This is a genomic window from Streptomyces sp. GL_148 (genome assembly GCF_057834205.1).
Genome location: NZ_CM174396.1, coordinates 4869452 through 4892577, shown reverse-complemented (window position 1 = coordinate 4892577; position 23126 = coordinate 4869452). Strand labels below are relative to the sequence as shown.

At 72.4% G+C, this 23126-nt stretch carries 16 protein-coding genes and 1 pseudogene; 5 read left to right on the top strand and 12 right to left on the bottom strand.

The features are described 5' to 3' along the window. Positions 1–74: 74 nt before the first annotated feature. Positions 75–629, bottom strand: a complete 555-nt coding sequence (locus AC3IYI_RS22570; protein ID WP_489405481.1) for a DinB family protein — start codon at positions 627–629, stop codon at positions 75–77. A 107-nt stretch (positions 630–736) separates the two neighbouring features. Next, positions 737–2806, bottom strand: a pseudogene (mrdA, locus tag AC3IYI_RS22565) (penicillin-binding protein 2); the annotation flags it as partial. 322 nt (positions 2807–3128) lie between these two features. Here mrdA and AC3IYI_RS22560 point away from each other — a divergent pair. Beyond that, positions 3129–5045: a zinc ribbon domain-containing protein gene (locus tag AC3IYI_RS22560; protein ID WP_489411619.1), complete on the top strand. Its 1917-nt coding sequence runs from the start codon at positions 3129–3131 to the stop codon at positions 5043–5045. Positions 5046–5060: 15 nt separating this feature from the next. Here AC3IYI_RS22560 and AC3IYI_RS22555 read toward each other — a convergent pair whose 3' ends face one another. Beyond that, positions 5061–6518, bottom strand: a complete 1458-nt coding sequence (locus AC3IYI_RS22555) for an aldehyde dehydrogenase family protein (RefSeq protein ID WP_489405480.1) — start codon at positions 6516–6518, stop codon at positions 5061–5063. A 110-nt stretch (positions 6519–6628) separates the two neighbouring features. Then, positions 6629–7489, bottom strand: coding sequence for a helix-turn-helix domain-containing protein (locus AC3IYI_RS22550; protein ID WP_489405479.1), 861 nt, complete (start codon positions 7487–7489; stop codon positions 6629–6631). A gap of 342 nt (positions 7490–7831) precedes the next feature. On the opposite strand from AC3IYI_RS22550, the gene AC3IYI_RS22545 reads away from it, so the two are divergent. After that, positions 7832–8320 carry an ATP-binding protein gene (locus AC3IYI_RS22545; RefSeq protein WP_489405478.1) on the top strand — a complete coding sequence of 163 codons (489 nt, stop codon included), beginning with the start codon at positions 7832–7834 and terminating at the stop codon, positions 8318–8320. Positions 8321–8417: 97 nt separating this feature from the next. Here AC3IYI_RS22545 and AC3IYI_RS22540 read toward each other — a convergent pair whose 3' ends face one another. From AC3IYI_RS22540 to AC3IYI_RS22530, 3 genes are all read right to left on the bottom strand, one after another. Further along, positions 8418–8654 carry a DUF397 domain-containing protein gene (locus AC3IYI_RS22540; RefSeq protein ID WP_112450436.1) on the bottom strand — a complete coding sequence of 79 codons (237 nt, stop codon included), beginning with the start codon at positions 8652–8654 and terminating at the stop codon, positions 8418–8420. Positions 8655–8758: 104 nt separating this feature from the next. Beyond that, positions 8759–10840, bottom strand: coding sequence for an FUSC family protein (locus AC3IYI_RS22535; RefSeq protein WP_489405477.1), 2082 nt, complete (start codon positions 10838–10840; stop codon positions 8759–8761). Between the two features lie 405 nt (positions 10841–11245). Beyond that, entirely contained in the window at positions 11246–12424 is a 1179-nt protein-coding gene (locus AC3IYI_RS22530) for a DUF2786 domain-containing protein (RefSeq protein ID WP_489405476.1), read from the bottom strand. Positions 12425–12602: 178 nt separating this feature from the next. Between AC3IYI_RS22530 and AC3IYI_RS22525 the strand changes: the two genes are divergently transcribed. Continuing rightward, positions 12603–14261 (top strand): bifunctional 3'-5' exonuclease/DNA polymerase, encoded by a 1659-nt coding sequence (locus AC3IYI_RS22525; protein WP_489405475.1) that lies wholly within the window; start codon positions 12603–12605, stop codon positions 14259–14261. Positions 14262–14293: 32 nt separating this feature from the next. Here AC3IYI_RS22525 and AC3IYI_RS22520 read toward each other — a convergent pair whose 3' ends face one another. The 4 genes from AC3IYI_RS22520 to AC3IYI_RS22505 form a co-directional block, all read right to left on the bottom strand. Next, positions 14294–15565 carry a hypothetical protein gene (locus AC3IYI_RS22520; RefSeq protein ID WP_489405474.1) on the bottom strand — a complete coding sequence of 424 codons (1272 nt, stop codon included), beginning with the start codon at positions 15563–15565 and terminating at the stop codon, positions 14294–14296. 112 nt (positions 15566–15677) lie between these two features. Next, positions 15678–16187 (bottom strand): SigE family RNA polymerase sigma factor, encoded by a 510-nt coding sequence (locus AC3IYI_RS22515; protein WP_489405473.1) that lies wholly within the window; start codon positions 16185–16187, stop codon positions 15678–15680. A gap of 121 nt (positions 16188–16308) precedes the next feature. Further along, positions 16309–16842 carry a GNAT family N-acetyltransferase gene (locus AC3IYI_RS22510; protein WP_489405472.1) on the bottom strand — a complete coding sequence of 178 codons (534 nt, stop codon included), beginning with the start codon at positions 16840–16842 and terminating at the stop codon, positions 16309–16311. Positions 16843–17256: 414 nt separating this feature from the next. Next, positions 17257–18420 carry a serine hydrolase domain-containing protein gene (locus tag AC3IYI_RS22505; RefSeq protein ID WP_489411618.1) on the bottom strand — a complete coding sequence of 388 codons (1164 nt, stop codon included), beginning with the start codon at positions 18418–18420 and terminating at the stop codon, positions 17257–17259. Between the two features lie 201 nt (positions 18421–18621). Between AC3IYI_RS22505 and AC3IYI_RS22500 the strand changes: the two genes are divergently transcribed. Both AC3IYI_RS22500 and AC3IYI_RS22495 read left to right on the top strand, forming a co-directional pair. Then, positions 18622–18765, top strand: coding sequence for a hypothetical protein (locus tag AC3IYI_RS22500; protein WP_266880181.1), 144 nt, complete (start codon positions 18622–18624; stop codon positions 18763–18765). 35 nt (positions 18766–18800) lie between these two features. Then, positions 18801–20600 carry a hypothetical protein gene (locus tag AC3IYI_RS22495; protein ID WP_489405471.1) on the top strand — a complete coding sequence of 600 codons (1800 nt, stop codon included), beginning with the start codon at positions 18801–18803 and terminating at the stop codon, positions 20598–20600. Here the strand turns inward: AC3IYI_RS22495 and AC3IYI_RS22490 are convergent. Then, positions 20568–23069 carry an ATP-binding protein gene (locus tag AC3IYI_RS22490; RefSeq protein ID WP_489405470.1) on the bottom strand — a complete coding sequence of 834 codons (2502 nt, stop codon included), beginning with the start codon at positions 23067–23069 and terminating at the stop codon, positions 20568–20570. The genes AC3IYI_RS22495 and AC3IYI_RS22490 overlap by 33 nt on opposite strands. Positions 23070–23126: the final 57 nt, after the last annotated feature.

Here is a 23126-nt window from a genome sequence, read left to right as displayed (position 1 = left end):
GGCTATCGAGCCATGCCGGGCCCCCCACCCGGTCCGCCCGGTCCGCCCCGGTCCACCGGGTCCACGCGGTCCGCTCAGCCCGCGTGCCAGGTCCGGCCGGAGGCCAGGGCGACCAGCTCGAAGGCCGTCTTGCCGTCGAGGGACTCGCGGATGACGTCCGCGTGGCCGGCGTGCCGTGCGTCCTCCTCGACCAGGTGCAGGAGCAGCCAGCGCATCGAGACCTTGCCGTCCTTGGGGAACCAGGGCGCGTCGGGCAGCGGGAAGGTGTCGTCCATGCTCGGGACGGACGCGATGAACTGCGTCAGCTCCGCCGAGACCCCGTCCCAGAAGGCGAGGATCTCCTCGACGGACTCGCCGTCCACGAGCTTGAAGCTGTCGCCCCAGGTCTCCTGGGTGCGCTCCTTCTCGTTGATCCGCTGCTGCGCCAGACGCAGCCAGTTCAGCTCGCACTCGGCGACGTGCTTGAGCAGCCCGCCCAGGGACAGTTCGCTCGCGCTGGGCCGGCTCGCGGCCTGCTCGGGGCTCAGGCCGAGGACCGAGCGGCGCAGGGCCCCGCGCTGGGCCTCAACGAAGCTCAGGAGCGCGCCGCGCTCGTCGCCGTACGACTCCGCCGGGACGTGAGTGACCATGCTGACCTACCGCCTTCGTGGTGTGGCTCCTGCTGACAAGAACCACACTACGAACCCTTGCGGTCAGTTCCTGTCCGCAATCACGCCGATCCCCGGAATCACTGATTTTCCTGCCGCACCGGCGGGAGCTCCTTCTGCGGCTTGGGCAGCAGGGCCTTCTTCAGGTCCTGGGCACCCTTCTCGTCCAGGCCGTACATCGCCTCGTAGATCTTGCGGACGGCCGGTCCCGAGGCCCCGGAGCCGGTGCCGCCTTGGGAGATGGTCATCACGATCGCGTAGTCCTCGGTGTAGGAGGCGAACCACGAGGTGGTCTGCTTGCCCTGGACCTCGGCCGTACCGGTCTTCGCGTGCATCGGGATCTGCTTCTGCGGCCAGCCGCCGAACCGCCAGGCCGCGCTGCCGGTGGTGGCCACGTCGGCCAGGGCCCCGTCGATGTCGTTGCGGAGCTTGGAGTTCATCGGGAGCCTGCCCTGTTCCTTCGGGGCGATCTCCTTGACCGAGGTGCCGTCGGCGCTGACCACGGCCTTGCCGATACTGGGCTGGTGCAGGGTGCCGCCGTTGGCGATGGCGGCGTAGACGGAGGCCATCTGAATCGGGGTGACGAGGGTGTCGCCCTGGCCGATGGAGTAGTTGATCGCGTCGCCCTCGCGGAGCTGGTTGCCCTGGCGGCAGTTCTCGTAGGCGATCTTCTCGGCGTACGAGCCGTTCTTCTTGCCGTCGCGGCACCAGGCGGCCTTGTTCGCCTCGAAGAAGTCCTTCTTCCACTGGCGGTCGGGGACCCGGCCCGGGACCTCGCTGGGCAGGTCGATGCCGGTGCGCTTGCCGAGGCCGAACGCGTGGGCGGTCTTGAAGAACCAGTCGCCGGGCTGCGCCTTGGGCTTGATGCCGCCGTCCCTCTTCCACTCCTTGTCGGCGATGGCGTAGTAGACGGTGTCGCAGGAGACTTCCAGGGCCTTGCCGATGGTGATGTCGCCGTAGCCCTGGGACTCGAAGTTGGTGAAGACCTGGCTGCCGACCGAGTACGAGCTCGGGCAGCCGTAGAGCCGGTTGAAGGGGTAGCCGGCGTTGACCGCGGCCGTCGAGGAGACCACCTTGAAGATCGAGCCGGGGGCCGCCTGGCCCTGGATGGCGCGGTTCAGTAGCGGGTAGTTGGATTCCGTGTCGGTGAGGGAGGCGTAGTCCTTCGCGGAGATCCCGCCGACCCAGGCGTTCGGGTCGTAGGTCGGGTTCGACGCCATCGCGACGACCCGGCCGGTTTTGGCCTCCATCACCACGACGGCGCCCGAGTCGGCCTCGTAGTGGCGGCCGGTGTTGTTCTTGTCGATGCCCTTGCGGGCCTCGATCATCGCGTTGTTCAGCTCGCGCTCGGCCACGGCCTGCACGCGCGAGTCGATCGAGGTCACGATGTTGGCGCCCGGCTGCGGCTTGTCGCTCATGCCCTCGCCGATGATCCGGCCGAGGTTGTCCACCTCGTAGCGGGTGATGCCCGCCTTGCCGCGCAGGTCCTTGTCGTAGGTGCGCTCCAGGCCGCTGCGGCCCACCTGGTCGGAGCGCAGGTACGGGGAGTCGGAGCCCTTCGCCTTGGTGATCTCCTCGTCGGTCACCGGGGAGAGGTAGCCGAGCACCTGGGAGGTGTTGGCGCCGTCGGGGCCGGCGTAGCGGCGCAGGGCGGTGGGCTCGGCGGTGATGCCGGGGAACTGCTCGGCGTGCTCCCGTATCTCCAGGACCTGGTCGGTCGTCGCCTCGTCGGTGATGGGGATCGGCTGGTACGGGGAGCCGTTCCAGCAGGGCTTGGGGGTCTTGGCGTCGCACAGCCGCACGCCGTTGACCACGTCCTCGGGGTCGAGACCCAGCACTCCGGCGAGCTCGGTGAGGACGCCCTTGCCGCGATCCTTCATCTTGGAGAGCTCGGTGCGGCTGGCGGAGACCACCATGCGGGTCTCGTTGTCGGCGAGCGGGATCCCACGGGAATCGAGGATCGAGCCGCGCACGGCGGGCTGGACCACCTGCTGGGTGTTGTTGTTCTTCGCCTCGTCCGTGTACTCCTGGCCGTTGCGTATCTGGAGGTACCACAGACGCCCGCCGAGGGTCAGCAGCAGCGAGAACACCACGATCTGGATCATGACGAGCCGGTTCTGGACCCGGGGTGTGCGCCCGGTCTCCGGTATGTTGCTCAACTCGGCTCTCCCCCGGACTGGTCCTCGCCTGACCCGCCCGAGTCTAGGGCGCCCGCGCCGCTAAGGCTTGATCCGTAATTCAAGCGTGTTCGATCTTGAGATCGAACACAGCGGCGACGCGGGCCAGGAGGGTGATGACCACCTGTTGAGGCTGTAGGCGTCCGGGACGGTCATCTGAGCCATTCCGCCATATGCCGGGCATCCGCAGATCTAGGCTGAGTGGCGGGAGGTGACGGAGATACAGGCTGCCGAGACGCGAAAGTTCCGGGGTAAGAACAAGGCCCCGAAGTGGACCAAGCCCGACGATGGGATCGTGTCGGTGATGGTACTACCGCTGGCCGTCACCGCCCCTGCCGAACTGGCCCGGCTAGACAGCCTCTACGGGGCGATGTGGTCGCTCAAGCGCGCCGTCCAGCGCGATGCCCGCGCCAAGGTGGACGCCTACTGGGCCGCGCACCACGAGCGAATCGAACAGGGGGCGAAGGCCGTACGGCAGCGCCTCGGCCTCTCCCGTGAGGGCCTGGAACGCTGTGCGTACAAGCACTTGGAGGACTCCGGGCACCTCAAGCACCATGCCGGTAAAGCTCTGGCCATGCACATGGCCGATGAGGTGTGGAACGGGGTTCAGCGGCACCTCTTCCCCGACGCCACCGGCCAACGTTTCGGCCGCCCGAAAGTCGGAAACTGGCACGACTTCACCCGCATCCCCGGACGCGCACGCTCCCACACCACCGAGAACAAGTGGGAGACCTTTCGCCTGGTCGGCAGCCTCCTCGGCCACTCCGCGTCCTACACCGACGGCTGGCAGCACGCGCTGATGCAGCCCCGCCGGATGCCCAAGCCCGCCGTGGCCAACGTCCGTGTGGCCACCGGGAAGCCGACCGCTGCGGGCAAGCCCGGTACCCGGAAGGCTACGTGGTGGGACCACGCCGGCCCCCTCGCCGTCGTCTTCGCCGGAGGACCCGACAGCAAGCACGGCGACCTCGTGCTCCCCGTCCGTATCCCCCAGCAGCCCGGCCAATGGCAGCGCGCACAGCACTTCCTGGCCAACCCTGGCCGCTGGCACAAGGTGGACCTTGTGCGCCGCCGCAAGGCCAGCGCGCCGGGCGGCTGGGTCTATGAGGCGCAGCTGATGATCCTCGGTCCCAGCTACACCGCCCCAGCGGTGCGGGACATGCGCGATCAAGCGGCCCAGCTCGGCCGTATCGGCGGGGTGGACGGCAACGTCTCCAACCTCTCCGTCGCCTCCTTCCCCGCCGACCTCACCGGCGGCAAGCCCGTCTCCACTGAGATCACGCTCACCGACGCCGAGCAGCGGATGTTGGTGAAGCAGGCGAAGAAGGGGCGGGATCGCGCGCGGGCGCTGGAACGCTCCCGCAGGGCCATGAACGCCGCGCAGTACGGCCTATCGAAGAAGCAGGCCAAGCAGGCCGCCAGGCGTGCCGAGACGGGTCTGCTGGCCAAGGTCGTGAACGTTCCCGGCGGTGCCCGCGCTGCCCGGTTGGATGGGGTGCCGAAGCAGGCGTTCCGCCGTGACCGGCTCTCCCTCAACTACCGGGAGATGCGCGCCCGCCAGGCCGAACAGGCTGCCGGGCTCGCTGAGCATCGCCGCCACCGCGCCCGTCTGGTGGCCCGCGAGATCATCGCTGCCCACGGCCCCGTACTCGTGGTCGAGGACTGCGATATCCGCACCTGGTACAGGCTGTGGGGCAAGCGTATGTCGCAGACCACGCCAGGCATGCTGATCTCCGCCCTCAAGGTGGAGTGCGAGGCAGCAGGAGGCCGGTTGGTCCGGGCTTCCACGTGGTCGACAGCCCTGTCCCAGCACTGCCTGTGCGGTGAGCACGTTTCCAAGGCCCTGCGAGACCGCGAGCACAGGTGCACCGCGTGCGGCCTCACCGGCAAGCGGGACCTCGTATCCGCCGCGCTGGCCGCGTTCGTCCGCTTCACCGACGTGGAGGACCCCAAGACCGCGTACCTGGACACCACCATGTCCCGGCACGCACAGATCACCTATGCACAAGCGCTGGAAGAAGCGCTGCGGGAGTCAACCACACCGAGCCCGAAACCACTCCGGCGGCCGGGTCGCGTGGCAGTCCCACGGCCACGCCGTGAGACCTCTGCTCCCCGAACCGCCGGACAGCGGCACCGAGCGACCCCGGATGAGTCACGCTTGCGTGACCACGCCGGAAAGCCCGGTCCCCGCCCCGGCCGCAGTCCGCAACTCACCCTTTGGTGACCTACGGATCAAGTCTTAGAACGGGAACTGCGTCCGGCCGTGCTGGACCGAGATCCATTTCTGGGTGGTGAAGGCCTCGATGGTGGCCTCGCCGTTGAGGCGGCCCATGCCGGAGGCCTTCTCCCCGCCGAACGCCGCGAGCGGCTCGTCGCCGATGGTGGAGTCGTTGACGTGGATCATGCCGGTCTCGATGCGGCGCGCGAAGCGGACCCCGCGCTCCACGTCGCGGGTGTGGACGGCGCCGCTGAGTCCGTACGGGGTCGCGTTGGTGAGGCGGACCGCCTCGTCCTCGCCGTCGAAGACGACGAGGAGGGCGACGGGGCCGAAGATCTCCTGGCCGAGCAGCGGGGAGTCCTCGGGGAGCCCGGCGAGCACGGTCGGCTCGACCAGGTTGCCGCGCGTAGAGCCCCGTACGAGGGCCTTGGCGCCGGACTCGACGGCGCGGTCGACGAGCGCGGTGAGGGCGTCGGCCTGGAAGGAGTTGATCAGCGGGCCGATGTGGGTGTCGGCGTCGTGCGGGTCGCCGGTCTTCAGGGCGCGCACGCGGGCGGTGAACTTCTCGGTGAACTCCTCGGCGACGGAGGCGTCGACCAGGATCCGGTTGGCGGCCATGCAGACCTGGCCCTGGTAGACGAAGCGGCTGAAGACGGCCGCGTCCACCGCGTAGTCGAGGTCGGCGTCGTCGAGGACGACCAGGGCGCTGTTCCCGCTCAGTTCCAGGACGGTCCGCTTGAAGTGACGGGCGGCGACCGCGCCGACGTGGCGGCCGACCCGGTCGGAGCCGGCGAAGGATATGACCTTGGGGACGGGGTGGGTCAGCAGCGCGTCGCCTATCTCGGCTATGTCGGTGACCAGGACATTGAGCAGGCCGGCCGGCAGGCCCGCGTCCTCGAAGATCCTGGCGATGACCCCACCGCCGACGACGGGCGCGTTCTGGTTCGGCTTGATGACCACCGCGTTGCCCAGCGCGAGGGCCGGGGCGACGGACTTCAGGGTGACCAGGAAGGGGAAGTTGAAGGGGCTGATCACGGCGACGACCCCGACGGGCAGGCGCTGGACCCGGTTCTCCTTGCCCTCGACCGGCGAGGGCAGGATGCGGCCCTCGGGGCGGACGGCCAGCTGCATGGCCTCGCGGATGAACTCCTTGGCGAGGTGGACCTCGTACTCGGCCTTGGGACGGGTCCCGCCGAGTTCGTCGATCATCGCCTCGACGATCTCCTTCTCGCGCTCCTCGGTGATCCGCAGGGCGCGTTCCAGGACGGCTCGTCTGGTGTAGGGGCTGGTGGCGGCCCAGTCCTTCTGGGCCCGCTCGGCGGCCCGGTAGGCCTGGTCGACCTGCTCGACGGTGGCCACGGTGATGGCCGCGAGCTTCTCCCCGTTGTACGGGTTGACGTCGATGATGTCCCACGACCCGGTCCCGGCCAGCCATTCGCCGTCGATGTACTGGTGAGCCAGGTCCTCGAATATGGACATGCCATCCCTTACGTCGAACGCGCGTCCTTGCGCTGCACCGGAGACCCGTGGGTCGTCGTCACGCTCCGATCAGGCGTCGCAGCCTGATCAGGCGTCATAGTACGTGTGAATCAAGACAGTTGGAGCAGACCACGCAGGAGATCGCGGGTCTTGCCGGGGTCCGGGCAGTCGCTCTGGAGGCGCAGCATCGCCCGCTCGTACTGCCTCACTTCCTCTTCTTTGTCGAGGTAGAGGGCGCTGGTGAGCTGTTCCAGATAGACGACGTCCTGGAGGTCGGACTCGGGGAAGCGCAGCAGGGTGAAGGCGCCGCTCTCGCCGGCGTGGCCGCCGAAGGAGAAGGGCATGACCTGCAGGTGCACGTTGGGCCGCTGCGAGATCTCGATGAGGTGCTCCAGCTGACCGCGCATCACGTTCCGGTCGCCGTACGGGCGGCGCAGCGCGGCCTCGTCGAGGACGGCGTGGAAGACGGGGGCGTTCTCGGAGACCAGCACCTTCTGGCGTTCCAGACGCAGCGCGACCCGGCGGTCGACCTCGGCGCGGCCGGCGCCGGGCATGCCGCGGCTGACCACGGCCTGGGCGTAGGCCTCGGTCTGCAGCAGGCCGTGCACGAACTGGACCTCGTAGATGCGGATCAGGGAGGCGGCGCCTTCCAGGCCCACGTACGTCTGGAACCAGCCCGGCAGGACATCGCCGTAGCTGTGCCACCAGCCGGCCACGTTGGCCTCGCGGACCAGCCCCAGGAGGGACTCCCGCTCCGCGCCGTCCGTGACTCCGTAGAGCGTGAGGAGGTCCTCTACGTCTCTGGCCTTGAAGCTCACCCTTCCCAACTCCAAGCGGCTGATCTTCGATTCGGATGCGCGGATCGAGTAACCGGCCGCCTCACGGGTGATGCCGCGGGATTCTCGGAGTCGCCTGAGCTGGGAGCCCAGGAGGATGCGGCGCACCACAGAACCACTGGCTTCTGCGGTCACGAGTCCTGCCCCTCCCCATGCCGTGGATGGATACGTACGGATACGCGTGAATGGCTGCGTCGCAGGGGCCCCCGCGCCCCTCAAAGCCCGCAGTCTGCCACCAAAACGCATCCGCCCGTACTCGTTCTGTAACGGATTTGGCCTCCCTGTAAAAGAAGTCTGTAAGTCTGCGCAGGAAGAAATGAGCAAGAACCATCACGGGACCGGACAGGTCCGGCGCGTGCACGTGCATCTGCCCTTGCATCCGGCTCCGCCATTCGGAACCATGGTCCCGCGCACCTGCGTGCCCCGCAGTTCTTTCGAATCCCGGGAGTGCCTCGCATGGGGACGAATGGATCGACCATGCTCGAGCCGTTACGGCAGGGGCTTCCCCCGGTCGACCCCACGGCTGTCTCCGGGTCCGCGTCCTGCGCCCTGCCCGCCCGCTTCGAAGCGGTGCGCGGAGCACGCACCTTCACGCGTTCCACCCTGGCCCAGTGGGGCCTCGACGACCGTTTCGACGACGTGGCCCTGGTCGTCTCCGAACTCGTCACCAACGCGCTGCGCCATGCCCTCCCGGACGATTCCCGCCCGGCCGCGGGCGAGAGCGAGCCGCCGGTGCGCCTGCATCTGATGCGGTGGAGCACCCGGCTGGTGTGCGCGGTGCGGGACCCCAGCGAGGACCGGCCCGGCGGGAGCTTCGCGCCGGACGCGACGGAGCGCAACTGCGACCTGGAGTCGGGGCGCGGGCTCTTCCTCGTCGACTCCTACAGCGACAGCTGGGGCTGGCATCCGCTCGCGGGGCGGCTGACCGGCAAGGTGGTCTGGGCGCTGTTCACGCTCCAGGAGTGAATCACCCCATAGACGGCACACATGCAGCAAGCGGCCGGGATTGATCATGGCGATCATTCCCGGCCGCTGCACGTGCATGGCTGATCTTCAGCTGGTTTCAGCTGATCAGGTGGTCGAACTCGCCGTCCTTGACACCCAGCAGCAGCGCTTCTATCTCGGCCGGCGTGTACACGAGCGCCGGTCCGTCCGGAAACCGCGAGTTGCGCATGGCAACGTCGCCTCCGGGCAGTTTCGCGAACTCCACACAGGAACCTTGCGAGTTGCTGTGTCTGCTCTTCTGCCAGGTCACCCCGTCAAGCTCTGCAGCTGCCATCCCGTTGTACGCGTGGTCCACAGGAAGCCCCCGATAGTGCAGATGTCAACTGCTCCGGATCATAGCTCTGTTCATGAACGCCTGCATGGGCAGATGCACGTGCACGAACGGAGGGCAAGGCACCACTAAGGGTGACGACCTTCCCCCGACCCGGGACGGGGCGGGGTGCGCAGGGCGTCGGAGACCTCCTCCAGGGAGTCCAGCAGCTGCCGCGCCGCGCCGCGCAGCACGCCCGGGCCGGGGGTGTCCCCGTCGGCCAAAGCCGCGCGGACCCCCTCCCAGTCGGGCACCCGGCGCTCCCGTACCGCCTTGGCGCCCGCCTCCGTCGCCTCGCGCAGCGCCCGGGCCAGCTCGGCTGCGCCCGGGACCGGGGGCCGGGACCGGTCCGGGAAGTGCGCCTCCAGCAGCATCGCGTGGCGGCCCATCGCGGCCAGGGCCCGGCCCGCCTCCTCGGCGGCCGCCCGGGAGATCCCGCGGTGGCGCACCGGCTCCCCGGCGGCCCGGTCCACCGCCTCCTGCCAGGCGACCCGGGCGTCGCGCACCTCCAGCAGGGTGGCCCGTACGTCCTCGCGCCGGGCTCCGGCCGGGTCGGCGTACTGCCCGAGCACGACGGCCGCGTACCGCCCGTTGGCCTCCACCCAGTCCGCCAGGCGGGTCCGCAGCCGAGGGGTCTCCCAGGCCGGGTAGACGGCGTAGGAGATCATCGCGAGGACTCCGCCGACCAGGGTGAGGGTGACGCGGTCCGGCACGGTCTGGTCCCAGCGCAGGCCGCCCATGCCGAGCAGGAAGACCACGTAGGCGGAGACGAAGACCATCGAGACGGCGTAGCCGGTGCGCATGAAGGTGTACATCAGGCCCGCGCTGATGACGGCGAGCAGCCCGGACACGTACATCCCCGGATGGGCGAGCTGGACCACGGCCGTCGCGAGGGCGACGCCGACCAGGGTGCCGCCGAAGCGGGCGACGGCGCGGGTGTAGGTCTGCGTGAAGTCGGGCCGCATGACCATGACGGAGGTCATCGGGGCCCAGTAGGCGTGGCCGAAGGGCAGCGCGTGGCCGATGCCGTAGCCGGCGCAGGCCACGGCGGTGACCCGCACGGCGTGCCGCAGGATCGGCGACCCGGGGCGCAGCTCGGCCCGTACGGCGGCCAGCACCATCGGCGCGAGCGCCGGCAGGGTGGGCCGCAGCATCGACTCGTCGGGATCGGCGGTGCGCCCCGAGCCCGGCTCGGCGGTCTCGAGTACGTCGTCCAGCAGGGCGGCGAGCCTGCGCGCGGCGCGCAGCGCGGCGCCCTCTAGCAAGTCGCCGGTGTCGGGGGCCTTGAGCACCGCCAGGGCCGGCGCGGGCAGCCGTACCGCTTCCCCGTGCCGGATCGCGGACGCGGCGGCGTCCAGCACCGACCCGGCCGCGGCGAGCAGTTCCCGGACCCGGTCCCGCGCCGGGCCCTCTGCCGGGGCCCCGACCGCCGGATCGGCCAGCAGGGCCAGCACCGGCCGGATCCGCTCCGCGAGCCCCCGCGCACCGTGCAGCTCGGCGGGGCGGTGGCGCGCCTGGCGCACCGTCACGGTCGCGGCGTCGCGCGCCTTCATCAGCGGCTGCGGGTCGAAGGATGCGACCGGGTCCTGGCGCAGGCGGCGCGCGTAGTCGGCCTCGGCGGCGAGGGCGTCGGCCAGGGCGTCGCGCTGGGCGCCCCACCGCCGGACGGGGAAGAGCACGATCAGCAGGGCCTGCACCACCCCGCCGGCGGCGATCATCGCGGCGTGCCCGGCGGCCTGGGGCACGGAGGTGGGCAGGGTGACCGTGACCAGCATGATCGCGACGTTGCCGGAGGCGATGATGCCGGCGGTGGGGCCGGCCGCCCACATCAGGCCCGCCGCGAAGCTCCACACGGCGAGCAGCAGCATGAAGGCCAGGGTGTGCGAGGACCCGACGAGGTAGCCGATGAAGGTGGACACGGCCAGGGTCAGCCCGGCGGCGAGCGCGAGGACGGGCCGGGGCCGCCAGCTCTTCTGGAAGGTGGCGATGGCGGCCATGTAGGCGCCGAAGGCGGAGCTGGCGGCCGAGCCGGGCCCCAGGAAGGCGAGGCCCGCGCCGATGACGATGGCCAGGCCGACGGCGGCGCGGAGCGCGACGAGGGGTTGGAGCCGGGTCCGCTCGACCCTCAGCCCGGCCCGGGCGGTGTCCTTCAGTGCCCGGACCCAGCTCATGCCCCGAGCGTAGCCCTGGCGGGGGCGGAACCCGGGAGCCCGGGCGGGGCGCCGACCTGCGCGTCGGGCCCGGCCCCGGGGGGCGTGCCGCTGCGCGGGGCAAGGTCCCCGCAGCACCCCTCGCCGCTGCGCGGGGCAAAGTCCCCTACCCGCCCTTCGCCCGTTCCCCGGGGCTGTGCCCCGGACCCCCTGGGGCTCCGCCCCAGACCCCGCGCCTCAAACGCCGGCGAGGCTGGATGTGCCGCTGCGCGGCAAAATCCAGCCCGTCCGGCGTTTGAGGACCGGGTCCGGGCAGCGCCCGGGGAACGGGCGAAGGGCGGGTAGGGGACAGCCCCGCAGGGGGATGGGGGCGCAGCCCTGGTCGGTGCTCCCGCAGGGGGCCGGGGGCGCAGCCCCGGTCGGGGGCTACTGCCGGAGCGAGGCTCGGCCGGTGTTGGCCACGTGTGCCCGGTCGGCGGCGGCCGTGCCGTCCTCCCAGCCCGCGAGGTCGGTCGCCCCGCGCAGCCGGGTCGTCGTGGTCCGGGGGAACATCTCCTCGGCCCGCGAGGTGACGGCCACGTCCCGGGCGACCAGGGCCGGCAGGTTGTCGGGCGCCTCGGCGACGGTGTCGGCCACCGTGTGCTCGGCCGTCTCGGCGAGCCGCTGGCCGAGCCGGCTCGCGTAGGCCAGGAGGAAGGACTGCCGGAAGGTCTTGGTGCGCTTGCGCCCGCCCGCCCGCTGCCCGGCCTCCGCGCGGGTCATGGCGGCGGTCCCCTGGACCAGTAGGGAGGTGTACAGCAGCTCCACCGCCTCCAGGTCGCTCTCGAAGCCGACGACGGTGGAGAACTCGTAGGCGCTGTTCCACACGGACCGGCAGCGGTTCGCGCTCGCCACCGCGTCGAGCAGGACCGCCTTGGCCTCCTCGTACGGGGCCTCGACTCCGATCCGGCAGGCGCCGGGTATCTGGGCCGTGCCGGACTTCACCGCGAGCAGGGCCGCGTCCACGGTGTGCCGGGCCATGAGCTCCTGCGCCTTGGCGCTGAGCGCCTCCGCCTCCTCCGGGAAGGTGGTCGCCTCGGCCTTCGCGAGGAGCGCCCGGATCCGGCCGAGCATGCGGGGCTCGATGTGCGCGTGTTCGAGTACGTCGGCGGGGTCCCCCGGCAGCGGGCCGACCGGCTCGATGGACGGCAGCCGGATCAGCAGCCGGAACACCTCCAGGACGGCCCCGGCCAGGCTGAAGCGGTCGGTGCGCTCCCGCTGGACCAGCCGCTCCCCGTACTGGGTGTCGTCCCCCCACCACACCTCGGCCTCGGTCCACCGCTCGGGCAGCCGCGCGTACCGCCGGGCCTCGGCGGCGATCAGGTCCTCGGTGATCCGCAGGTGCGGCTGCTCCAGGTCCCGGCGTACGAGCCGCAGCACGTCGGCCGGCCGCCACCCGCGCTCCCAGGCCTGGCGCAGGTACGCCTCCCCGCGCGCGAGCAGCGCCTGCCCGACCCCGCCCCACCGGTCCCCCTCGGCGACGAGCACCGACGCCCCGGCGTCCAGCCCGGCGTCGTCCTGGTTGTACAGCGCGGCCTCACAGGCCCGGTCGACGATGTCTCTCACCCCTCCAGCTTGGCATGCCCATCCAGCCGTCCGGCGTTTGAGGACCGGGGTCTGGGGCGGAGCCCGGGGGAACGGGTGAAGGGGCGGGTAGGGGACAGCCGGCCCCGCGCAGCGGCGCACACCTGTGCGAGCGCGGCGCACAGCAGCCCTGTCAGACCCCGGTGGGACACTCGCACTCATGAGCGAGCACACCCCCCGGTGGGCCCTCGCCGAGGACGGCGACGGCCGGTGGCACGCCATGCCGCTGGACCCCACCGCGGGCGGAGCCCGCATCAGAACCACCGACCCCGCCGAGGCGATCCGCGCGGCCCCCGCCGGCACCCGCTGGGTCTGGCGGTCCACCCCCGCCGTGTACCCCCGCCTGCTCGCCGCCGGCGCCCGCGTCGAGCGCTGCCACGACATCGAGGACGCCGAGCTGCTCCTGCTCGCCCACGAGGGCCGCCTCGGCGAACCCCGCTCGGCGGCCGCCGCCTGGGCCCGCCTGACGAACGCCCCCGTACCGCCCGATCCGCCGCAGCGCGCGGCGGAGCCCGGCAGCCAGCACTCCCTCTTCGACCCCCAGCCCGCCCCCGTCCCGCTCGACGCCCTCGTCGCCGTCCACGCCGACCAGGCGAAACGGCTCGACGCCACCGCCCACCCGGACCGGATGCGGCTGCTCGTGGCCTCCGAGTCGGCGGCCTTCCTCGTGGCCGCCGAGATGAACCGCGCGGGCCTGCCCTGGCGGGCCGACGTCCACCGGGCCCTGCTCACCGAGCTGCTCGGCGAGCGGTACGCGGGCCGCGGCCAGCCCCGCCGGCTCGCGGAGCTGGCCGACGAGGTCTCGGCCGCGTTCGGGCGGCGCGTACGGCCCGAGCTGCCCGCCGACGTCATCAAGGCCTTCGCGGAGGCCGGGATCAAGCTCAAGTCCACCCGCCGCTGGGAGATCCAGGAACTGGAACACCCCGCGGTGAAGCCCCTGCTCGCGTTCAAGAAGCTGTACCGGATCTACACCGCCCACGGCTGGTCCTGGCTCGCCGACTGGGTCCACGACGGCCGCTTCCGCCCCGAGTTCATCCCCGGCGGCACCTACACCGGCCGCTGGGTCACCAACGGCGGCGGGGCCCTGCAGATCCCCAAGGTGATCCGCCGGGCGGTCGTCGCCGACCCCGGCTGGCGGCTCGTGGTGGCCGACGCCGACCAGATGGAGCCCCGGGTGCTCGCCGCGATCTCCCGCGACCCCGCCTTCATGGAGGTGGCCGGCCGCCCCGAGGACCTGTACACCTCCATCTCCCGCCAGGGCTTCTCCGGCGACCGTGACATGGCGAAGATCGCCGTGCTCGGCGCGGTGTACGGGCAGACGTCCGGGGACGGCCTGAAGAACCTGGCCGCGCTGCGGCGCCGCTTCCCCCGGGCCGTCGCCTACGTGGACGACGCCGCGAAGGCGGGCGAGGAGGGGCGGCTCGTACGGACCTGGCTGGGCCGGACCTGCCCGCCGGCGGCCGATCCGGAGGAGGCCGAGGAGGCCCCCGACGGCTGGGTCCCGAGCTACGCCTCCACCGACGCCCGGGCGCGCGGCCGCTTCACCCGCAACTTCGTCGTGCAGGGCAGCGCCGCGGACTGGGCGCTGCTCCTTCTCGCCGCCCTGCGCCGGTCCCTCGCGGAGGCTGGGATGCGGGCCGAGCTGGTCTTCTTCCAGCACGACGAGGTCATCGTCCACTGCCCCGAGGAGGAGGCGCAGGCCGTGGCCACGGCGATCCGCGAGGCGGGCGAGCTGGCCGGCCGCCTCACCTTCGGCGAGACCCCCGTCCGCTTCCCCTTCACCACGGCCGTCGTGGAGTGCTACGCGGACGCGAAGTGACGTAGGGGGAGCGGCCGGCCCGCCGGTTCCTCTTACTGTCCGTACTCCGAGGCCCACTTCGAGCTCGTCGCGAGCTCCTTCATCCGCGCCAGCGTCAGCGCCGGCTCCTTGCGGGTCGCCGCCGACGACTGGCTCTCGGCGTTGAACGCGGACACGATCACCCGGGTCCCGTTCGGCCGCAGCGCCTCGGCGCTCCACCAGACCACGCCGGCCCCGCCCTTCTCCCCCGCCTGCTTGCGGGTCAGGACCTTCGTTCCGTCCGGCAGCGTCTCGGCGGACGTGAACAGGTCGGCCCACATCCCCGGGTGCTTGGCGCTGTCCGGCTGGATCTGGAGGCTGACCAGCGACTTGCCCTTGCCCTCGTCGAGCACCAGGTAGCCCAGATCGGACCCGTCCTCGTCCCGGCTCACGACCGGGATCCCGTCCTTGCTCAGCATGGCCTCCAGGATGTCCACGGCCTTCGAGCCCGTGCGGACCGGCTCCCTCTGCGGCGACTGGCCGGCGGCCGGCAGGTCGTTGAGAGCGGGATGCCACAGCGGGGAGGTCACGAGCGCCTTGAGCTGCGGGAGCGTCAGCGGCGGCGTCGGACGGGAGACGGGCGCACCCTTCTGTTCCTCCGCGTTCCACTCCTGGGCGTCCACGAGGAATCCCTGGGGGGTCACGACCGTGGCGCGCCAGCACTTCGTGTCCACCCGGCGGTCCGGGTACTCGTACCCCTTGAAGAGCATCAGCCTGGAGCCGTCCGGGAGCTTCTCGGAGGTGCAACTGTCGTACTTGACACTGGTCTTGGACGGGCACTTCACCATGTCGTCGGCCATCTCGCCCTTCGGGTCCACCCGGCTGAGGCTGAAGCCGATGCGGCCCTTGCCCTCGCCGTCGTCGAAGACCCCGGACACCATCGGGCCGCCCATCCGGTCGCCCGTGCCCCTCGCCTCGATGCCGCTGAGCCGGCCCTGCGGCAGCAGCTGCTTGAACACCCCGGTCAGCTGCCCGGCGGAGACGGCCCCGGTGCCGAAGCGGTCCACGCCCGGCGGCGCCGTCTGGACCGGCGCGGGCGGCTCCTGCGAGGACGCCACGTTCTCGCCCCCGCCGCCGCCGCCCGGCCCGAGCAGTCCGTTCGCGTAGGCCCCGGCGGTACCGATCAGGGCCAGGGCGAGCGCCGAGCCTCCGGCCAGGGCGGCCCGGCGGCGGGCCACCATGCGCCGCCCGCGCCGCTCGCCGGCGTCCACGAGGCCGCGTCCTTCGGCCGTGAAGCCGTCACCCGTACGCCGGAGGGCTTCACCGAGCTCATCTTCAAAGGGCATGCGGAATCAGACCTTCCGTCCAAAGGGATCGCGGAATGAGAAGAGAAGAAGGAGAGAGAAGGGGAGAGACGTGCGCACGGGAGGGGCGGGGCAGGGCGGGGAGAGGCGGGGGTCAGCGTCCCGCGAACTCGGCGAGCGAGCCCCCCAGTTGCTCCCGCAGCCGGGTCAGCGCCCGCGAGCTGCGGGTCCGTACGGCCGCCGAGCTGACGTTCATCGCGTCGGCGGTCTCCTCGACGCTGCGGTCCTCCCAGTACCGCAGCACCAGGACCGCCCGGTCCTTCGGCGCCAGCCGACCGAGCGCCTCCAGCAGCGTCAGCCGCAGCGCGGGATCGCCGCCGGCCGGGGCGCCCGCGTCGGGGAACTCCCCGACCGGGCGCTCCCCCGCCGACCGGCGGCGCTGGTGCGTCAGGAAGGCGCGCACCAGGACGGTTTGCGCGTACGCCGCCGGATTGTCTATCCGGGCGACGCGCCCCCAGAGCAGGTACATCCGCCCGAGGGTCTCCTGTACGAGATCCTCCGCGAGGTGGGTGTCACCGCTCGTCAGCAGACAGGCCGACCGGTACAAGTGCGCCGATCTGCCCATCGCGAACTCACGGAACCCATCTCTGCGTCCGTACCCCATCCGCTCCCCCTCGTGCCCGTCTCACACCAATGACGCGACGGGGGCCGGGAATGTTTCAGCCGATCTCAAACTGATGCGGATCCGCTCTCGGACCAGTTCGAAGACCCGTTCTTGACCTGCTCTAGGACCCGTTCTCGACCGCTCTAGGACCGTCCTCGGAGAGGTCGTGGAAGTACATGTGGAACTCCTCGCGGACGAACCCCTCCGCCTCGTACAGCCCCTGCGCGACGAGGTTGTCGTACGCCGTCTCCAGCTGCACGCCCGAGACCCCCGCCTCCCGCGCCCGGCGCAGTACCTCGCGCAGCAGCGCGCGGCCCGCGCCCGTACGGCGGCCCTCGGGAGCCACGTACAGGTCGCCCAGCAGCCACGCGGGCTTCATGGCCAGCGAGGAGAACACCGGGTAGACCTGCGTGAAGCCGACCGTGCCCGCCCCCGGAACCTCGGCGAGCAGGATGAAGGAGTCCCCGCCCGCCAGCCGCTCCGCCAGGAAGGCGCGCGGGCGCTCCGGGTCCTCGACCTCCACCTCGTAGAACTCCAGGTAGCCGCGGAAGAGCTCGGCGGCGGTGTCCAGATCCGCCTCGCCCGCCTCGCGCAGGATCACCTTGTCCGGGCTGCCCGCCCCCAGGACTTCGTCCTGTGTCGTCCGACCGTTCATACCGCTCTCCCTCGTCCACTCCCGCGCGCCGATTTCCATTGTGCGCGGGGGGTCCCGATCCACCGACGTCGCCCTACGCTACGGCCGGGCCGGCAGGGGACCGGCCCCGCAACGGGGGGCCGCACATGACACCGCTCGGCACCATCGTCATCGTCGGCGTCGTGATCGTCCACGGTCACGGCCTGGCCCGTACGGACCGGGCTGTACGGGGCGCTGCGCGAGGGGGCCGTCGTACGGGTGCTGCGGGGACCGGTGCTCGGGCACGTCTACGAGGTCGTGCTGGTGACGCCCTCACCGCAGGGCGAGCTGTTCCCGGCGGCGGACCCGTCGTCCGAGCCCTGATGCTCGAACTGCCGTACGGCGCCGACCCGTCGGCCCTGCCTGCGCTCGCCGAGGCGGCGGCCCGCCGGATGGTCAGTGGTTCTCGTCCCCGGTGACGGGCTGGGCCGGGAGGGTGTAGACGTGCTGCGGGGTCACGATCTTGGTGATCGCCTCGCCGAACAGCGTGCTCGGCTCCTCGCCCTCGGCGGAGATGTCGGTGTTGAGCAGCACCACCAGGGTGGCCTTCGACTGCGCTTCGTAGACGGCCAGGGTCTGGTAGCCCGGGATGGAGCCGTTGTGCCCGATCCACCCCTGGACGTTGAAGATCCCCAGTCCGTAGCCCGTGCCCGGCAGGGCTGGTACGACGTCGAGGCGCTCGGCCTGGGTGGCGGGGGTGAGCAGCTCACCCGTGGCCAGCACCTTGGCCCACCGCCGCAGGTCCGGGAGGTCGGAGATGATCGCTCCGGCGGCCCAGCCCCAGGAGGGGTTCCAGTCGGCCGCGTCCTCGGTCTTCCCCGAGGCCGTCTGGTCGGTGTAGCCCTGGGAGTGCGGGGCGGGGAACTCGGCGCCGGTCGGGAAGAGGGTGTTCTTCAGCCCGGCGGGCTGAATGACCTCCTCGGTGATGTAGTCGGCGAGCGTCTGCCCGCTGATCTTCTCCACGACGAGCCCGATCAGGATCAGGTTGGTGTTGCAGTAGTAGAACTCCGCGTTCGGCTCGAAGAGCACCGGATGCTTGAAGGAGTACGCGAGCAGCTCCTGCGGGGTGAAGGGCCGCTGGGGATCGCTGGTCAGCGCCTTGTAGAAGCCTTCGTCGGCCGAGTAGTTGAACAGGCCGCTGCGCATGCCGGCCAGCTCGCGCAGCGTGATGCGGTCGCCATTGGGCACGCCGTCGATGTACTTGCCTATGGGGTCGTCCAGCCCGATCTTGCCCTCGTCGACCAGCTTCAGCATCGCGGTCACGGTGAAGGTCTTGGTCTCGCTGCCGATCCGCATGTTGAGGCCGTCGGTCATGGACGCCCCGGTGGCCTTGTCGGCCACGCCGAAGGCCCGTACGTACGCTCCCTTGCCCGGCGCCGACAGGGCCACTTGGACCCCGGGCACCTTGGCCTCGTCCATCACCTTCCGGATGGCGTCGTCCAACTGCCGCGCCACGGCGGGGGTGAGCTGCGGAAAGTCATCGGAGACGGCCGGACTGCTCGCCGCCGGAGGTGTCGGCGCATCCACTGCGTACCCGGCACCGGCCCCCACGGGCACCATCAGGAGCCCCACTGCGGCCGCTCCCACAGCCGCCCTGCGCAACCGTGTCGTGCTCACCCGTCCAACGTAGCCCCGCACCGGGGGCCGGGCGACCGGAAGGCCGGGGTACCCCAGTACGGTGTAACGGGCCCGGGCCCCCGGCCCAACTGGGCTTTCACCGACGGGAAAGGATTGTTTGCCGGCATGGGATGCGATACGCGCATGCTGGAGCGATCCGCGATCCGCGATCCGCGATCCGCGATCCGCGATCCGCGATCCGCGATCCGCGATCCGCGATCCGCGATCCGCGATCCGCGATCCGCGATCCGCGATCCGCGATCCGCGATCCGCGATCCGCGACGGTGATTCGGGTGGCGGGCACGTAGTTTTCCGGGGTGGCCATGAACACCACTCCGCCTAGCCCGGCCGGCGCCGGCGCCGAAGCCGCCTCCGACCGCTGGGCCACGTTCCACGCCGACCGCACCCTGGTCGTCGCCGCCCGTACGGTCACCTCGACCGTCCGCGTCCTGGAGTGCCTGCCCGCCCTCGTCCGCGACGACGGCCGGATCTCCGTGGTGTTCGCCCACGACCCCACCTCCGCCTTCGGCGAAGGGGTCCTCGACCTCCTCCACGACGCCGGCTGCCGTGTGATCCCCTGGGACCGGATCTCCGAAGCCGCCCCCGACCTGATCCTCTCCGCCAGCGAGAACATCGAGGTCCCGGCGGGCGACTGCCCCGTCTTCGTCCTCCCGCACGGCGTCGGCTTCCAGAAGCTGGTCCCCGATTCCCGCGCCGACCGCGTCCGCCTGTCCGGACTCGTCCCGGGCGCGCTCCTCGAAGCCGGCCGGGCCTGGCTCGCCGTCTCCCACCCCGGCCAGGAGGAACAGCTCCTCGCCGCGCATCCCAAGACCGCCGGCCACACCCTCCTCGTCGGCGACCCCTGCTTCGACGAGCTCCTCGCCGCCCTGGTCCACCGCCCCGCCCACCGGCGGGCCCTCGGTGTGCCGGACGGCCGCCGGCTCGTCGTGGTCAGCTCCACCTGGGCCCGGTCCTCGCTCATCGGCCAGGACCCGAAGCTGCCCGCGCGGCTGCTCGCCGCCCTGCCGTACGACGAGTACCGGGTCGCCCTGGTCCTCCACCCGAACGTCTGGTCCCGGCACGGCGCCTGGCAGCTCCGCACCTCCCAACTGGCCTCCGCCCTCGCCGCCGGTCTGATCCTGGTCCCGCCCGTCCACGACTGGCGGTCCGCTCTCGTCGCCGCCGACCTGGTGATCGGCGACCACGGCTCCGTGACCCTGTACGGAGCCGCCCTCGGCGCGCCCGTCCTGCTCGGCGCCTTCGGCGAGGAGTCCGTCCCCGGCACCGCCGCCGCCTCGCTCGCCCGGCTCGCGCCCCGGCTGGAGCCCGGCGCGCAGGGTACGGAGCTGGCGGCGCGGGTCGCAGCCGCCGTCGACGGGTACGAGCCCGGGCGCTACGCCCCCGTCGCCCGTGAGGCCTTCGCCGAGCCGGGGCGGGCCCATGCCCGGCTGCGCGGCGCCCTGTACCGGCTGCTCCGGCTGGCCGAGCCGGACTCCGCCCCGCCGTACGCGCCGGCCCTCCCGCTCCCCGAGCCACCCCGGGCCGCACCCTGCACCGCCTGGTGGGTGACCACCGGGGCGGGCTCCGGGGGCACCGGGCCCGGCGCCGGGCCGATCGCGGTACGCCGCTTCCCGGCGGCGGCCGGGGAACCGGCCTCCGGAGACGGTTCCGGAGACGGTTCCGGAGACGGCTTCGGGGACGGTTCCGGGCACGGCTTCACCCATCTCGCCTGCGAGGACACCGAGCCGGACCGGCGCCTGACCGAGAGTGCGTCCGTCGTGCTCGGCCGGGCGGCGGGGGACCCCGCGGGGTGGGTCGCGGACACCCTGGCGGCCTGGCCCGGCGCCGTGTTGGCGGCGGTCACGGTGGAGGCGTGCGAGAGCACCCGCGCGGGCGTCGCAGCCGCCGGGTCCGGTGTCGCCCTCGTCGGACTGCGCGACGGCCGGACCCTGGCCGTCGAAGGCTCCGGCGACCCGGGGCTCGCCGCGGCCGCCGTGTACGCCTGCCTGCGCTCGGGCCGGCCCCTCGCCGACGCGGAGGTCACCCTGCGGCTGGGGACGGCCTCGGCGCAGGGCCTCGTACCACTGCGCCTACGGCTCCAGCGCGCGCAGCCGCTCCCCTAGCGATTCCACGAGCGGGCTGCCGCCCGCCTCGTGGATCTCCAGCGCCCGTGCCAGGTCCGCCGCGAGCTCCGCACGGTCGCCGCCCGGCCGCTCCGCGATGTCCGCGAGGACCAGGAGCGCCTCGGCCTCGTAGTGCGCGGCCCCCTGCCCCGCCAGCGCCCGTACGGCCTCGCGCAGCACGGCCACCGCCCGCGAGGTCTCCCCGAGCCGGTCGTGGGCGCGGCCCAGGGCGACGGCCGCCCGGGCCGCCATCCGCCGGTCCGGTTCCGCTCCGGCGAGGAACGCCTCCTGCGCCCGGGTCAGGGTCCCGAGCGCGCGGGCCGGATCCCCGGCGGCGTCCTGGGCGCAGCCGAGGAAGAGCAGGGCGATGGCCGCGCCCCGGACCTCGCCGGCCTCGGTGTTCAGCGCCAGCGAGCGCTCGTACGCCTCGATGGCGCGGGCCGGCTCGACGCGGTCCAGGTACCGGCCGAGGAACTCCATGACGGAGGCCCGCAGCACGGTCCGGTCGGCGACTTCGGCGCAGGCCACGGCCTTGTCCAGCTCGGTGCGCGCCTGCTCGAGCTCGCCCAGGTCCATCAGCGGCCGCGACAGCATGCTGCGCAGCCGCGCCTCGGCGGCCGGTACGAGGTCCTCGGCGGCGGCCGCGGCGCCCAGTTCGAGGGATTCCCGCCAGTCCCCGAGATGGCGGCGGTACAGGAACAGCGCCGTGAAGCCCTCTGCGAGCTGCCACACGGGCGTGCGCAGCCCGAGCCCGGAGGCCTCGCGGAGCAGGGCGAGGATGCCGGCCCGCTCCGCCTCCAGCCACTCCAGCGCCCGCGCCCGGCCGTCCGCCCCGCCGGGGAACGGGCTCGGCTGCGGCCCGGGGTCGAAGTCCGCGATCCGCAGCCGCTCGGCGCGCACGGCCCGGTCGGCGTGCCCGACGCGCACGACGTAGTGGCGCGCGACCCGCTCCACGAGGTCGCGCCGGCCCCCGGGTCCCTCCTCGGCCGCGGCGCGCTCGCGGGCGTGCAGCCGTACGAGATCGTGCAGGTGGTAGCGGCCCTGTCCGTACTCCAGGAGGCGCGCGTCCTGGAGTACGTCGAGCAGCGCCTCGGTCTCCTCCACGCCGAGCTCCGCGGCGGCGGCCGCCGCGGCGGCGTCGAAGGTCCGGCCGGGCAGCAGGCCCAGCAGCCGGTACAGCCGGGCTTCCGCGGGCCCCAGTTGGCGGTAGGCGGAATCGAAGACGGCGGAGACGGACACCGTGCGCTCCCCTCGGAGGGACATCGCGGTCAGCCGGCGGGAGTCGTCGGCCAGCTCCTCGGCGAGACCCGCCGGGGTCAGCCGGCGGGTGGTCAGCAGCCGGGCCGCCACGATGTGCAGGGCGACGGGCAGCCCGCCGCACAGCGCGACGAGCCGCTCGGCCGCCTCGGGCTCGGCGGCGATCACCCGCTCCCCGCAGCGGTCGGCGAGGATCAGCAGCGCGCTCCGGGTGTCCAGCGGCTCCAGGTCCAGCGGTACGGCCCCGTCGGCGAACAGCTCCGTGAGCCGGGCGCTGCTGCTCGTGACCAGCAGGGCGCTGCCCGCGCCCTGTGGCATCAGGGCCCTGACCTGCGCGGGGTCGCTGACGTCGTCGAGCATCAGCAGCATCCGGCGGCCTTGGGAGCGCTTCTGGTACAGCCGGGTGCGTTCGGCCAGGGAGTGCGGGAGGTACTCCTCCCCGACGCCCAGGGACCGCAGGCACATCCCGACGGCGGCGGAGACGTCCGCGCCGCCGGACGGGCCGCGCAGGGCGGCGAAGTCGACGTAGAGCTGCCCGTCCGGGAACCGGGGCCGCGACCGGTGCGCCCAGCGGGTCGCCGTCGCGGTCTTGCCGACGCCGGGCGTGCCGCCGAGCAGGAGCACGCCGACGTGGTCGGCGCCTTCGGGGATCAGCCCGTCGATGGCGGCCAGTTCGCCGGTGCGGTTGTGGAAGCGGGTGCGCAGCGCGGGGATCTCGTCGGGCACCTCGGCGGCTTCCGGCGCCGTCACGTGGTAGTTCACGCCGCCGTTGATCACGGCGCCCTGGTACACGCCGTACTGCGCGCCGGAGTTGACCACGAGACCCGGCTGACCGGCCAGTTCGCCGATTTCGCCGAGTTCGCTGAGTTCGCCGAGGAGTGTGCGCAGTTCGGCCTCGGCGCCGGGCCGCTCCAGGAGTACGCGCAGCAGTCCGTCGCGCCATGCGTCCCGGCCGCCCTCGGAAAGCTCGGTGACGAGGGCGAGCTCCGCGGCCCCGGAGCCGGCCCCGGCCGCCGCCGCGGATCCCTCGGCCCCTTCGGCGGCCGCTTCGGCGACCCCTTCGGCGCCCCCGGCTGCCGCGTCCGCCGCCTCCCCGCCCCGCCGGCCGAAGAAGCCCGCCAGCCGTCCCTTGGCCGACTCCCAGCCGTCGGAGACCGCCAGTCCCACGAACTGCGCGGCCGCCGCCGCGGCCAGCGCCGCCAACTCCTCCACAGAGCCCCCCTCACGCGTCGCCACCGGCTGCCCCCACGGTAAGGAGATCGCCCGGCC

Coding starts and splice junctions, on each gene's coding strand:
- AC3IYI_RS22570 (WP_489405481.1), bottom strand. CDS start 629: ATGGTCACTCACGTCCCGGCGGAGTCGTACGGCGACGAGCGCGGCGCG.
- AC3IYI_RS22560 (WP_489411619.1), top strand. CDS start 3,129: ATGGTACTACCGCTGGCCGTCACCGCCCCTGCCGAACTGGCCCGGCTA.
- AC3IYI_RS22555 (WP_489405480.1), bottom strand. CDS start 6,518: ATGTCCATATTCGAGGACCTGGCTCACCAGTACATCGACGGCGAATGG.
- AC3IYI_RS22545 (WP_489405478.1), top strand. CDS start 7,832: ATGCTCGAGCCGTTACGGCAGGGGCTTCCCCCGGTCGACCCCACGGCT.
- AC3IYI_RS22535 (WP_489405477.1), bottom strand. CDS start 10,840: ATGAGCTGGGTCCGGGCACTGAAGGACACCGCCCGGGCCGGGCTGAGG.
- AC3IYI_RS22525 (WP_489405475.1), top strand. CDS start 12,603: ATGAGCGAGCACACCCCCCGGTGGGCCCTCGCCGAGGACGGCGACGGC.
- AC3IYI_RS22520 (WP_489405474.1), bottom strand. CDS start 15,565: ATGCCCTTTGAAGATGAGCTCGGTGAAGCCCTCCGGCGTACGGGTGAC.
- AC3IYI_RS22515 (WP_489405473.1), bottom strand. CDS start 16,187: ATGGGGTACGGACGCAGAGATGGGTTCCGTGAGTTCGCGATGGGCAGA.
- AC3IYI_RS22510 (WP_489405472.1), bottom strand. CDS start 16,842: ATGAACGGTCGGACGACACAGGACGAAGTCCTGGGGGCGGGCAGCCCG.
- AC3IYI_RS22505 (WP_489411618.1), bottom strand. CDS start 18,420: ATGGTGCCCGTGGGGGCCGGTGCCGGGTACGCAGTGGATGCGCCGACA.
- AC3IYI_RS22500 (WP_266880181.1), top strand. CDS start 18,622: ATGCTGGAGCGATCCGCGATCCGCGATCCGCGATCCGCGATCCGCGAT.
- AC3IYI_RS22495 (WP_489405471.1), top strand. CDS start 18,801: ATGAACACCACTCCGCCTAGCCCGGCCGGCGCCGGCGCCGAAGCCGCC.